General features: G+C 38.1%; 9 protein-coding genes. 4 read left to right on the forward strand and 5 right to left on the reverse strand.

Features of this window, described 5'->3' with window-relative positions; translation table 11 throughout:
- Positions 1–13 precede the first annotated feature (13 nt).
- Positions 14–1,345: a 30S ribosomal protein S12 methylthiotransferase RimO gene (gene rimO, locus OQZ33_RS10355; protein WP_265798971.1), complete on the forward strand. Its 1,332-nt coding sequence runs from the start codon at positions 14–16 to the stop codon at positions 1,343–1,345.
- A gap of 68 nt (positions 1,346–1,413) precedes the next feature.
- On the opposite strand, the gene OQZ33_RS10360 is transcribed toward rimO, so the two are convergent.
- The 4 genes from OQZ33_RS10360 to OQZ33_RS10375 all read right to left on the reverse strand — a co-directional run bounded on the left by OQZ33_RS10360 (position 1,414) and on the right by OQZ33_RS10375 (position 6,012).
- Positions 1,414–1,755: a hypothetical protein gene (locus tag OQZ33_RS10360; RefSeq protein ID WP_056848597.1), complete on the reverse strand. Its 342-nt coding sequence runs from the start codon at positions 1,753–1,755 to the stop codon at positions 1,414–1,416.
- 200 nt (positions 1,756–1,955) lie between these two features.
- On the reverse strand, positions 1,956–2,954 hold the full coding sequence (locus OQZ33_RS10365; protein WP_265798973.1) for an NAD(P)H-dependent glycerol-3-phosphate dehydrogenase: 999 nt from the start codon (positions 2,952–2,954) through the stop codon (positions 1,956–1,958).
- 171 nt (positions 2,955–3,125) lie between these two features.
- The gene (locus tag OQZ33_RS10370) at positions 3,126–4,466 is read right to left on the reverse strand and encodes an efflux RND transporter periplasmic adaptor subunit (RefSeq protein ID WP_265798974.1); all 1,341 of its coding nucleotides are present in this window, start codon (positions 4,464–4,466) and stop codon (positions 3,126–3,128) included.
- A 136-nt stretch (positions 4,467–4,602) separates the two neighbouring features.
- On the reverse strand, positions 4,603–6,012 hold the full coding sequence (locus OQZ33_RS10375; RefSeq protein ID WP_265798975.1) for a TolC family protein: 1,410 nt from the start codon (positions 6,010–6,012) through the stop codon (positions 4,603–4,605).
- A 20-nt stretch (positions 6,013–6,032) separates the two neighbouring features.
- On the opposite strand from OQZ33_RS10375, the gene OQZ33_RS10380 reads away from it, so the two are divergent.
- The 3 genes from OQZ33_RS10380 (at position 6,033) to OQZ33_RS10390 (ending at position 12,376) form a co-directional block, all read left to right on the forward strand.
- Entirely contained in the window at positions 6,033–6,701 is a 669-nt protein-coding gene (locus tag OQZ33_RS10380; protein WP_265798976.1) for a polysaccharide deacetylase family protein, read from the forward strand.
- Between the two features lie 438 nt (positions 6,702–7,139).
- On the forward strand, positions 7,140–9,905 hold the full coding sequence (locus tag OQZ33_RS10385; RefSeq protein ID WP_265798977.1) for a bifunctional aconitate hydratase 2/2-methylisocitrate dehydratase: 2,766 nt from the start codon (positions 7,140–7,142) through the stop codon (positions 9,903–9,905).
- Between the two features lie 191 nt (positions 9,906–10,096).
- Positions 10,097–12,376 (forward strand): aconitate hydratase, encoded by a 2,280-nt coding sequence (locus OQZ33_RS10390; protein ID WP_265798978.1) that lies wholly within the window; start codon positions 10,097–10,099, stop codon positions 12,374–12,376.
- A 213-nt stretch (positions 12,377–12,589) separates the two neighbouring features.
- Here the strand turns inward: OQZ33_RS10390 and OQZ33_RS10395 are convergent, their stop codons facing one another.
- Positions 12,590–13,003 carry a putative signal transducing protein gene (locus OQZ33_RS10395; protein ID WP_265798979.1) on the reverse strand — a complete coding sequence of 138 codons (414 nt, stop codon included), beginning with the start codon at positions 13,001–13,003 and terminating at the stop codon, positions 12,590–12,592.
- Between the last annotated feature and the right edge of the window lie 72 nt (positions 13,004–13,075).

Genomic DNA, 13,075 nt, shown 5'->3' on the forward strand with positions numbered 1-13,075 from the left:
TCAAAATAATATTATGAATACCAAAATAGTAAAAAGTAAAACCGCAATTAAACAACCCAAAATAAATGTAATTACTTTGGGTTGCTCTAAAAATATCTACGATTCAGAAGTATTGATGGGGCAGCTACGTGGAAATAACTTAAACGTTGTTCACGAGTCTGATAAGATGGGGAAAGATGATATTGTAGTAATCAATACCTGCGGTTTTATTGATAATGCTAAACAAGAATCTATCGATACCATTCTCCAGTTCAGCGAACTAAAGGAAGCAGGCAAAATTGGCAAAGTGGTAGTAACAGGATGTTTATCTGAACGTTACAAGCCAGAACTAGAATCGGAAATTACCAACGTGGATGCTTTTTTTGGCACCAACGATTTACAAAATATACTTCACGAGTTAGGTGCAAACTACAAACATGAACTTATTGGCGAACGTTTATTAACTACGCCATCTCACTTTGCCTATTTCAAAATAGCCGAAGGTTGTAACCGTCCTTGTTCATTTTGCGCTATCCCGCTGATGCGTGGAAAACACATGAGTAAACCGATCGAAGAGTTGGTTAACGAAGCCAAAATTCTAGCTAAAAATGGCACCAAAGAGCTAATTCTAATTGCACAGGATTTAACTTACTATGGTTTAGACTTGTATGGCGTTAGAAAGTTAGATGAGCTCATGCGCCGTTTATCTGATGTTCCTGGTATAGAATGGATTCGTTTACAGTACGCCTACCCTTCTGGTTTCCCGATGGAAATTTTGGATGCCATGAACGAGCGTGATAATATTTGCAAATATCTGGATATGCCGCTTCAGCACATTACAGATAATATGTTGAAATCAATGCGTCGTGGTACAACGAAACAAAAAACAATTGATTTGGTGAACCAAATTAGAGATAAAGTGCCTAATATTGCGATGAGAACTACTTTAATTTGTGGTTATCCGGGCGAAACAGAACAAGATTTTGAGGAAATGAAACAGTGGGTTGAAGAAACCAAGTTTGATCGTTTAGGTTGTTTTACCTATTCTCATGAAGAGAAAACTCATGCACACACCCTAGTTGATGATGTTGCCGATGAAATTAAACAACAACGTGTAGATGAGATCATGGAAATACAGCAAGGCATTTCATTTGATATCAACCAGGAAAAGGTGGGGCATACTTTTAAAGTTTTGGTTGATAAAAAGGAGGGCGATTTCTTTGTTGGAAGAACAGAATTCGATTCACCAGAAGTGGATAATGAAGTTTTAATCGATGCTGCAACAGGTTATGCTTCAAATGGCAGTTTTGTAAATGTTAAAATAGACAGAGCTGAAGATTTCGATTTATACGGAACAATAATCTAAAAAAATCAGAAAAATAAAAAAGCCTCGGTTTGAAAATTTTCAACCGAGGCTTTTTGCTGTTCATTATTTTAGTTCTTTTTTTCTACTCTGGTTTTGATTTGACTTGGTTTTAACCAAATTTTCGCGCCTTTTGAGTTTACGTAATACTTTTCGTTTTTAGCATTGATGTAAACATCAGAACCATCTGGTGCCATTTTGCCCTTCCAGGTTTTGTCTGCTACTTTCGAACCGCCTTTCACCGCAACTTCGGCAGTTTTATTACCAACCGATTTTGCACCTTTTCCAATGGCTTTTCCTGTTTTATCTAGTGCTTTACCAACATCTGTTTTTTTCTCTTGTGCATTAACACTTAAGCTTACACCGCCAAATAATGCGAGTGTTAACAATCCTATTGCAAATTTCTTTTTCATGACAGTTATTTTTATTTAGTGTAGAACGCGATAACAGCCAATTTGTTTTAAATAGGATTACCACAAAATGTTAAATTAACCTTATTGAAGTGATATCCTTTTCGAAGCAAAAATTTTAACCCTAGCAGTACCACAAACAAAAAGATTAAACGAAAAGAAGGACTGTAGTAACCGATTAGAAGTTCATTGCATTACAGCTATTAATTTATTCTCTCGGCAAGTAACTTCATCTCCATTTGAGGCGATCGGTTTTCATACAAAATATTGTGAACAGCTTTACTAATTGGCATATCCACATTAAATTCAAGGTTTTTAATGTGCATACATTTGGCCGCATAATAGCCCTCAGCAATCATATTCATTTCTAGCTGCGCTGATTTTACGGTATAACCCTTGCCAACCATGTTGCCAAAAGTACGGTTGCGGCTAAATTGAGAATAAGCCGTCACCAATAAATCGCCTAAATAGGCAGATTCCATAATGTCCCGGTTGATGGGGTGAACGGCATCAACGAAACGTTTTATCTCTCTAATGGCATTGCTAATTAATACGGCCTGGAAGTTATCGCCGTAACCTATACCGTGACAAATTCCACTTGCTACAGCATAAATATTTTTTAAAACAGCTGCATATTCCGTCCCGAAAATATCATCAGAAACGTTGGTTTTGATGTAGTGGGTATTTAATAATGATGCAAAACCTGAAGCTTTTTCAATATCTGTACAGGCAATAGTGAGGTAAGATAGTTTTTCAAAAGCAACCTCTTCGGCATGGCAAGGGCCGCTTACCACCAAAATATCATGATATGGAATGGCGTAACGCTCATGTAAAAATTCTCCAATAATCAGGTTATCTTCTGGTACAATACCTTTAATTGCGGAAACAATTTTTTTGCCTTTTAGATCATCACTAGTAATTGATGAAAGCGTTTCCTTTATAAAAGCGGCAGGTACGTTTAGGATCACGAAATCAGCAGCACTAATAATTTCTTTTACGTTTGAAGATAAGTGGTCATCTGCCAATTTTATCTCAACGGAACTTAAGTAGTGTGGGTTATGCTTAAACTTTTTAATGTGATCGATAGCCACTTCATTGCGCATCCACCAATAAATTTCTTTTTCGGATAAATTATCAGAAAGCATTTTAACAATGGCAGTCGCCCAGCTCCCGCCCCCTATCATCGCTATTTTAGGTACCATGTTTATAAAAAAGGTTTTAAGGTAAAAGGTGTTCCAAAAAAGGTGTAAGGTAAAAGGTGTAAGACTTAAGGTATAGACTTGATGTCTCTAAACCTTAAACCTTACACCCCTAACCTTGGTTTACACCCTAAACCGTTGTGCAAGTTACTATTTCTTGCGATGAATTATAAACTACTTCTTGCCGTCTTTGTTAAACAACTGGTCTTTAGCCGTTTTTTCTACAACCATACCGTCTTTTAACTTATTTTGGATTGCTGAATAAGGGCCTGTTACAATTTCCTGACCAGCTTTTACACCCGATTTAACGATGATAAATTGATCATTCTGGATCCCTGTATTCACTTCAACTTTTTTTACCTTCTTAGTTTTGGAATCAAAAGTATATACGAATTGTTTTATTTTTTTATCGGTTAATTTCGACTTCTGCTTATCAGTATTTTCCTGGCTTCCGCTATTTTTGTCGCCTTCGCCAGCTTTACCACTTTCAGTAAATACGGCCTGAATTGGAACAGCTAAACCATTAACAGTTTCACTTTCAATATCAACAGTGGCCGACATTCCTGGACGGAAAATAGATTGTTGTTTGCCCTCCATCACTTCTGTAATTCTGATTTTTACAGAGAAGTTTGTTACCTGATCTACTGAAGTTGAAGTAGTTGTTCCAACTGCTGTTGATGAACTTGCGATCTCTGTTACTACACCTCTAAATTTTTTATCAGCAAAAGCATCAACCTCAATAGAAGCTTTATCGCCTACTTTAACGCGGGTAATGTCGTTTTCATTTACATCTACGTTTACTTCCATTGATGAAAGATTGGAAATACGCATAATTTCGGTACCGGCCATTTGTGAGGTTCCTAAAATACGATCTCCCAATTCGATTGATAGCTTTGAAACTACCCCATCGGCAGGAGCATAAATAGTCGTTCTGGCTAAATTGGCACCTGCTTCTTTTACATTTGCACCTGTTTGCTCTAAAGTAAATTTAGCACCAGTTACATTTTCTTTTGCACTGGCTAAGGTTGCTTTAGCTGTTAAATAGGCAGCTTTGGCGGCATCAAATTCTGATGCTGATATCACTTTTTTATTAAACAATTCTACATTACGTTTATACGTAGCTTCGGCATTAACAAAATTAGCTTGATTTTGAGCCAATTGTTGTTGTGCGGCAGCAACACTCGCTTTCTGAGCGTTATATGAAGCCACTGTACGCTCATAACCTGATTGCAAAATATCTGGACGAACCTTACAAAGTAATTGTCCGGCTTTAACAATGTCGCCTTCTTTAACTTTCAGTTCTACCACTTCTCCCGATACCTCAGAACTTAATTTAACTTCGGTTTCTGGTTGAATTTTACCACTAGCAGTTACTGTTTCTACCACAGTTTTATCTGATGCTTTATCTACGGTAACTTTTTCAATTTTTTCGCCACCTATAACGCCAGTTACAGCCAACACGGCTAAAATGGCAAGAATGACACCAATGGTAATTAATATGTGCTTCAGTTTCATAATAGTTTAATGTATTTCGTTTGTTTTATTTTTCGCTTCGCAGATGATAACACTGATTTAGTGATTCCACAGATTCTTATGTTTCTTTACACTAGTGTTTGATCTTTATTCCTTGATCCTTACTCCTAGCTCTTATCTAAAATGTAATTTGTTTGCCCAAGTAATAATCAATCACTTTTGCTCTAAATATTAAATCGTATTTCGCTAAGATAAAATCAATTTCTGCTTTGTTTCTATTAGTTTGTGCTGTGCTGTAATCTAATGAGTTCACCAAGCCTACATTATAACGTTGATCGATTACATAAAAAGCATCTTTTTGAGCTTGAAATGCATTTTGAGTGGAGCTGTAACGACTTTTAGCGGCATTTAAATCGGCAACTGCCTGATTGATAACCTTAATTAAATTATTTTTGGCCAAAGTTTCATCAGTTCTACGCTGCTGTAAAGTAATTTTTGCCCGGCGAACATTGGAACGTGTAGAGAATCCATTAAAAATAGGAATCTGAATTCCCATGCTTACAAATTGGCCAAAGTTATCAGATAATTGATCTGCAAATCTGGAATTCGGAAACAATGGATTGGCATTAAACTGATAGTAATACGCAGAACCTAAACCACCACCTAAAGTAATTTGCGGAAAGAAACTACCTCTTGCCACGTCAACTGCTTTTTCAGCTGCTTTCGAATAGTTTAAAGCCAATTTTATGTCAGGAAAGGTTTCCATTGCCTGTTTGTAAATATCGCTTGGAACATAGGCCGTTTTAACATTTTCTATTTCATTAACCATTGGCGGTTGAACTTTAAAAGTCATTGGTGGCTGAATTTCCATCAACTGACCTAAAGTTAAATAAGATATCGTAAGTTGATTCTCAGCATTGGTTAGATTCAATTCTGCTGTTGCAGCTTGTGATTTTGCCTGAGAAATATCGGCGAGGGTTTTGTTACCTACATCCAATAAAGCCTGCTCACGTTTTAAAGTCGAATTAGCAACCTCTAGTTGTTGTTGAGTGGCTTTCACCTGATCCTGATTATTTAAAACCTGAAGATATGCGGTAACCACCTGCAAAATCAAATCGTTTTTTACTTTATCTACATTGGTTTTTCCAGCATCTAACAAAAATTTATTTTGCTTGATCTGGTTAATTTTTGTTCCCCCACCAAACAAAGTAACGTTCGCATTTAAGTTGGGATTCAAATTATAGTTCTGCGTGTTTTCGAATAAACCCGAAACCTGCTGACTCCTACCCCATTGCATAGATTGATTCACACTTCCATTTAAAGTTGGCAACAATGCATTTTTAGATTGGAGCAAGTTTTCTTCACTCAGCGCCGCACTAAAAGCAGCTTGTTTAATGTTTAAGTTATTTTTCAGCGTATTTTCAACCGCTTGTTCAATGGTAATTACTTCTTGCGCCTTAACATTTTGACCAAAGTTTAGTGCTAATAACAATGCAGATCCGGTAAGTAACTTATTCTTGGTAAACATTTTCATAATTTGTTTCAAATCTATATAAACAACTTTAATAATTTCAATCTGTACAGGCATTTACTAACTTTGGTTATAAAATGTACCTGATCAAATCGCCGCTTCTGCTAAAATGGTATTATCCATCATTGTTATGGAATAAATCCCGCACCGAAAAAGTTATTTATTTGACCTTTGACGATGGACCTATACCCAATGTTACAGATTTTGTTTTAAAAACTTTGAAAGCTTTTAACGCAAAGGCCACTTTTTTCTGTATTGGCGATAATATTCTAAAACATCCTGAAGTTTATGCTCGTGTAATAAACGAAGGACATGCCATCGGGAACCATACCTTTAACCATTTAAAAGGATGGAAAACCGATAATGAAACCTATATTGAAAACATCCTTAAGTGCCAGGAGCTCACCCAAACCAATCTTTTCAGACCTCCTTATGGAAGGATAAAGAAAAGCCAGATTCGTAGCTTGCAGTTTAGAGCTCGGAGCTGGGAGTTTAAGGCGTCTAACCACTCCAAACTCCCAACTGAAAACTCCAAACTCCAAATTATAATGTGGGATGTACTCAGTGGCGACTTTGACATTAATCTCTCGCCCGAAAAATGCTTCCAAAACGTGATCAAACACACCGAAAATGGTTCGATAGTGGTATTTCATGATAGTTTGAAAGCTTTCGATCGTTTGGAGTTCACATTGCCAAGGGTGTTAAAATATTTTTCGGATAAAGGTTTCACTTTTTCAACGTTGTAGCCTTTAGCCAAACGTGTGCCATAGAAAATTAGCATCGTCAGTCCCCCGCATAAGGTTATAATAGCATGAGCGCATTTTAAGATACGTTCGTAAATGAACATTCATGTTCGTTTACGAACAGTTATATAAGCTATACTAAAAGGTATAAATGAAGGGTTATTTAAATTTATCTATTAAGCTAAATGAACAAATAATTACTACGTTTTCGTGACTTCATTTTCAATCATTTACATTAATTTAGAACAATTCCAAATTACTCAATAGCCGGCCCGAATTATATTTAAGGGTTGAATTTTGCTATTTTTGTTTTGACCAAAATATTGAGCTTAATTGGCTCAATAACACAAATTAATTTACAACAATATATTCTTTTTCACACGACAGGAATTAAACATTTTAGCTACCTGAACCTACAAGAAAGAGAATAAAATATCTAAGATGAGTATTTATAACGATTATATCCAGGAGATTGAAGACAGAAAAGCTCAAGGTCTTCACCCTAAACCTATTGATGGCGCTGAGCTGCTGAGTGAAATCATCACTCAAATTAAAAATGTAAATAATTTTAACAGAGAAGAAGCTGTTAATTTTTTCATCTACAATACTTTGCCCGGAACCACTGGCGCAGCAGTTGTAAAAGCACAGTTTTTAAAAGAAATAATTTTAGGTGAAGCGGTAGTTGCCGAAATTACTCCAGATTTTGCTTTCGAACTGCTATCGCACATGAAGGGCGGACCTTCTATCAAAGTTTTATTAGATATCGCCCTGGCGGATAATGGCGATAAAGCCCATAAAGCTGCTAATGTGCTTAAAACACAGGTTTTCTTATACGATGCAGATACAGATCGATTAAAAGAGGCTTATCATAATGGAAATGAAATCGCTAAAGAGATATTGGAAAGCTATGCACAAGCTGAGTTTTTCACAAAACTCCCTGAGGTAGCGGAAGAAATTAAAGTAGTAACGTTTATTGCTGGTATTGGCGACATTTCTACAGATTTATTGTCTCCAGGAAACCAGGCGCACTCCCGATCTGATCGTGAGCTGCATGGAAAATGCATGATTACGCCAGAAGCTCAGGAAGAGATTCAAGCTTTACAGGCACAGCATCCAAATAAAAGTGTAATGTTGGTTGCTGAAAAAGGCACGATGGGTGTGGGTTCTTCTCGCATGTCGGGAGTAAACAATGTAGCACTTTGGACAGGTAAAAAATCTAGTCCTTACATTCCATTTGTAAACATTGCACCTATTGTTGGTGGCACAAACGGGATCTCCCCAATTTTCCTTACCACAGTTGATGTAACAGGTGGTATCGGTATCGATCTCAAAAACTGGGTAAAAAAGATTGATGAAAATGGCAACGTGATCCGCAATGAAAATGATGAACCTATCTTAGAACAGGTTTATTCCATTGAAACAGGCACTGTACTGACCATCAATACCAGAACAAAAAAATTATATAACGGCGAGTTTGAATTAATTGATATTTCAAAAGCGCTAACTCCGCAAAAAATGGAGTTTATCAAAGCTGGTGGTTCATACGCTATTGTATTTGGTAAAAAAATCCAAACCTTCGCAGCTAAAACTTTGGGTATTGAAGCTCCAATTGTTTTTGCCCCAGCTAAAGAAGTTTCTATTGCAGGCCAAGGTTTAACTGCTGTAGAAAAAATCTTCAACAGAAATGCAGTTGGCTTAACTCAAGGTAAAATTTTACACGCTGGCTCTGATGTTCGTGTGGAAGTAAACATCGTTGGTTCTCAGGATACCACCGGTTTGATGACCGCCCAGGAGTTGGAGGCAATGGCTGCGACTGTTATATCACCAATTGTTGATGGCGCTTACCAATCTGGTTGCCACACCGCATCTGTGTGGGATAAAAAAGCGCAAGCAAACATTCCTAAATTGATGAAATTTATGAATGAGTTTGGTGTAATCACCGCCCGCGACCCGAAAGGTGAATATCATGCAATGACTGATGTGATTCATAAAGTACTGAATGACATTACCATTGATGAATGGGCAATCATTATCGGTGGCGATTCGCACACCCGTATGTCTAAAGGCGTGGCTTTCGGTGCCGATTCTGGCACTGTGGCATTAGCCCTGGCAACTGGTGAGGCTTCAATGCCAATTCCTGAATCGGTTAAGGTAACTTTCAAAGGTGCCATGAAAGCGCACATGGATTTCCGTGATGTGGTGCACGCCACTCAATTACAAATGTTGCAGCAATTTGATGGTGAAAATGTATTCCAGGGTCGTATTATTGAAGTTCACATTGGCACTTTATTAGCCGATCAGGCTTTTACTTTTACCGATTGGACAGCAGAGATGAAAGCAAAAGCATCTATCTGTATTTCACAGGATGATACTTTAATTCAATCTTTAGATATTGCCAAAAATCGGATTCAGATCATGATAGACAAAGGTATGGACAACCATAACCAGGTGCTACAGGGTTTAATCAACAAAGCAAACAAACGTATTGAGGAAATAAAAACAGGCATCAAACCGGCTTTAATGCCAGATGATAATGCGAAATATTATGCAGAGGTAATCATTGATTTGGATTTGATTGAAGAGCCAATGATTGCCGATCCGGATGTGAATAATGTAGACGTTTCTAAACGCTACACCCATGATACTATCAGAGATTTAACTTTCTATGGAGGCGATAAAAAGGTAGACCTTGGCTTTGTTGGGTCTTGTATGGTTCATAAAGACGATTTGAAAATCGTATCCCAAATGTTAAGAAATGTAGAGCAAAAAACAGGAACAGTTTCCTTCAAAGCTCCGTTAGTGGTTGCTGCACCTACTTATAATATCATTGATGAACTAAAAGCGGAAGGCGATTGGGAATACCTGCAAAAGTATTCTGGATTTGAATTTAGCGATGCATTACCAAAAAGTTCAGCCCGTACAGAATATGAAAACATCATGTACTTAGAGCGTCCAGGCTGTAACTTATGTATGGGTAACCAGGAAAAAGCAGCAAAAGGAGATACCGTAATGGCAACTTCAACCCGCTTGTTCCAGGGCCGTGTGGTAGAAGATAGAGATGGCAAAAAAGGTGAATCTTTATTGGCCTCTACCCCTGTAGTCGTTCTTTCTGCAATTTTAGGTCGTATTCCAAGCATTGAAGAATATAAAACTGCAGTTGAAGGTATTAACTTAACTAAGTTTACCCCTGTTTCTACCAAATTATAAGAAACAAAAATCTGCATTTATTGTTATTAAATTAGAGGCTGTCTGACTTATCAGATAGCCTCTTTAATTATGCAAAAACAGCATAGAATGTTTTTAAATTAGATTTTTTGACAAATCATAAAAATAAGTCTGTCAAAAATTGTTTAATTTAGTTTGTATTGAAATTGATAATAATTTTTAAAAAATAAAGTATGGCTTTCGACATAGACATGATTAAGAAGGTTTACGCAAATTTCGGCCCGCGTGTAGATGCGGCCCGCAAAATTGTAGGCAGACCTTTAACATTATCAGAAAAAATATTATACGCCCACCTTTGGGATGGCGATCCTAAAAAATCATTTTCTCGTGGAACTGATTATGTAGATTTCGCTCCAGACCGGGTTGCAATGCAAGATGCTACTGCACAAATGGCCCTTCTGCAATTTATGCAAGCTGGTCGTCCACAAGTTGCTGTTCCTTCGACGGTTCACTGCGATCACTTAATTACTGCTAAAGAGGGTGCAGCGATAGATCTTCCTCATGCAAGAACAGAAAGTGCAGAAGTTTTTGATTTCTTATCTTCTGTATCCAATAAATATGGTATCGGTTTCTGGAAACCAGGTGCAGGTATTATTCACCAGGTAGTTTTAGAAAATTATGCTTTCCCTGGCGGAATGATGATTGGAACCGACTCACATACCGTTAATGCTGGTGGTTTGGGCATGGTTGCAATTGGTGTTGGCGGTGCCGATGCTTGCGATGTGATGGCTGGTTTACCATGGGAACTTAAATTCCCCAAATTAATCGGTGTTAAGTTAACCGGTAAATTAAATGGTTGGACCGCAGCAAAAGATGTGATTTTAAAAGTTGCAGGTATCTTAACCGTAAAAGGTGGTACTGGCGCAATTGTAGAATATTTTGGCGATGGTGCAATCAACTTAAGCTGTACAGGTAAAGGTACCATTTGCAATATGGGTGCTGAAATCGGTGCAACCACATCTACTTTCGGTTACGATGAAAGCATGGAACGTTACTTACGCTCAACTGATCGCAATGAAGTAGCTGACGAAGCCAATAAGATAAAAGAATATTTAACAGGTGATGCTGAAGTGTATGCTGACCCTGAAAACTATTTCGATCAGGTAATCGAAATTGATTTAGATACATTAGAACCCTACTTAAACGGTCCGTTTACGCCAGATTTGGCTACTCCGGTTTCGCAGATGAAAGTAGAGGCAGAGAAAAACGGATGGCCTTTAAAAGTGGAATGGGGCTTAATTGGTTCTTGTACCAATTCTTCCTACGAAGATTTGTCAAGAGCTGCATCCATCGCTAACCAGGCTATTTCAAAAGGTTTGGTAACGAAAGCTGATTTTGGCATCAATCCGGGTTCTGAGCAAGTACGTTACACGGCCGATCGTGATGGTTATTTAAAAACCTTCGAGGATTTGGACGCTACAATTTTCACCAACGCCTGCGGCCCATGTATTGGGATGTGGGATAGAACCGGTGCAGAAAAGGCAGAGAAAAACACGATCGTCCACTCGTTTAACAGAAACTTTGCAAAACGTGCCGATGGTAACCCGAACACTTACGCCTTTGTTGCATCGCCCGAAATGGTTGCGGCCATTGCAATTGCAGGTGATTTAGGTTTCAACCCATTAACAGATACGCTGACAAATGATAAAGGTGAACAAGTCAAGCTAGACCCTCCTACCGGCTTTGAGTTGCCTACTAAAGGCTTTGCTGTTGAAGATGCGGGTTACCAGGCGCCGGCAGAAGATGGTTCAAAGGTAGAAGTTTTAGTCTCTCCAACCTCTCACCGCTTGCAATTGCTTGATCCATTTACACCTTGGGAAGGCACAGATTTAAAAGGATTGAAACTTTTAATCAAGGCGAAAGGCAAATGTACAACAGATCATATTTCAATGGCTGGTCCGTGGTTAAAATTCCGCGGTCACTTAGATAACATTTCGAATAACATGTTAATCGGTGCAGTGAATTACTTCAACGATAAAACAGACAGTGTTAAAAATGAATTAACAGGAGAATACGGTCCTGTTCCGGCAACGCAACGTGATTATAAAGCAGCAGGTTTCGGATCGATCGTTATTGGTGATGAAAATTATGGTGAAGGCTCTTCACGTGAGCATGCCGCGATGGAACCTCGTCATCTTGGAGTTCGTGCAGTTTTGGTAAAATCTTTTGCCCGTATCCACGAAACCAACCTGAAAAAGCAAGGAATGTTAGGCTTAACGTTTGCTGATAAAGATGATTATGACAAAATTTTAGAAGGCGATACGGTTGATATTTTAGGGTTGACAGAGTTTGCTCCAGATAAGCCGCTCACTTTGGTTTTACACCATGCAGATGGAAGCGAGGAATCTTTCCCGGTTAACCACAGTTATAATGCACAGCAAATCGACTGGTTTAAAGCGGGTGGTGCGTTAAATATCATTAGAGCTGAAGCCGCAGCGAAAGCTGGACTTTAGAAAGAACAATGATAAAGGAGCAAAGAAAAAAGAACAAATATAGGTTCTGTAACTATAGATCTTTGCTCCTTCATCTTTACTCCTTCATCTTTGAAAAGCAATTGCAGTAAATCTTAGGTTTAGCTTAGGTCCCGCTAATGCTACAAGCCCCGAAGAAAATTGGGAGCTTTTCGCGAATATCGGGTTTAGGTACTTAGACTGCTGCGAGAAGACCTACTCAAATTCATGACCACAATCAAGGCATCGGATCACTTCTATTTTCGGTAACCGATAATTAAATATTCCGAATAGGTTAAATTTGTTATGCCTTTTTTCAAATCGGTGAAGATTTTTAGATCTGCATTTTGGACAAATGACTGGCTCTTCAGCCATAGTTTTTTCTTCAACTTGTTTATCAAGATCATCAAGCTGGTGATCTTCTACCAACAGCTTATTAATCGCTTCAACGTCCCTTTCAAAAACGATAAGCTTAATACCTCCTATGGCCTGATTGTAGAGTGGGTTGATCGTGGCCACATTTTCATCGGCAAGGAAACACGCAAAACCCGAATCTTCTAATCTAGCCCTGATAATATTGGCTTCCATCGGATCGTAGTAAGTACTATAAACTATGGTCTTGTCGTTCATATGTCCAATATAACCATATTTCTAGCAGATTTAAAAAGGAAAAACTAGCAGATTCTCTCCGATCTTTTAAAT

Origin of the sequence: Pedobacter sp. MC2016-05 (assembly GCF_026239735.1) — a bacterium.
GTDB lineage: Bacteria > Bacteroidota > Bacteroidia > Sphingobacteriales > Sphingobacteriaceae > Pedobacter.

Excerpts from the sequence above, each read along its gene's own strand:
- OQZ33_RS10370 (WP_265798974.1), bottom strand. The coding sequence starts at position 4,466 with ATGAAACTGAAGCACATATTAATTACCATTGGTGTCATTCTTGCCATT.
- OQZ33_RS10395 (WP_265798979.1), bottom strand. The coding sequence starts at position 13,003 with ATGAACGACAAGACCATAGTTTATAGTACTTACTACGATCCGATGGAA.
- OQZ33_RS10380 (WP_265798976.1), top strand. The coding sequence starts at position 6,033 with ATGTACCTGATCAAATCGCCGCTTCTGCTAAAATGGTATTATCCATCA.
- rimO (WP_265798971.1), top strand. The coding sequence starts at position 14 with ATGAATACCAAAATAGTAAAAAGTAAAACCGCAATTAAACAACCCAAA.
- OQZ33_RS10365 (WP_265798973.1), bottom strand. The coding sequence starts at position 2,954 with ATGGTACCTAAAATAGCGATGATAGGGGGCGGGAGCTGGGCGACTGCC.
- OQZ33_RS10390 (WP_265798978.1), top strand. The coding sequence starts at position 10,097 with ATGGCTTTCGACATAGACATGATTAAGAAGGTTTACGCAAATTTCGGC.
- OQZ33_RS10385 (WP_265798977.1), top strand. The coding sequence starts at position 7,140 with ATGAGTATTTATAACGATTATATCCAGGAGATTGAAGACAGAAAAGCT.
- OQZ33_RS10360 (WP_056848597.1), bottom strand. The coding sequence starts at position 1,755 with ATGAAAAAGAAATTTGCAATAGGATTGTTAACACTCGCATTATTTGGC.
- OQZ33_RS10375 (WP_265798975.1), bottom strand. The coding sequence starts at position 6,012 with ATGCCTGTACAGATTGAAATTATTAAAGTTGTTTATATAGATTTGAAA.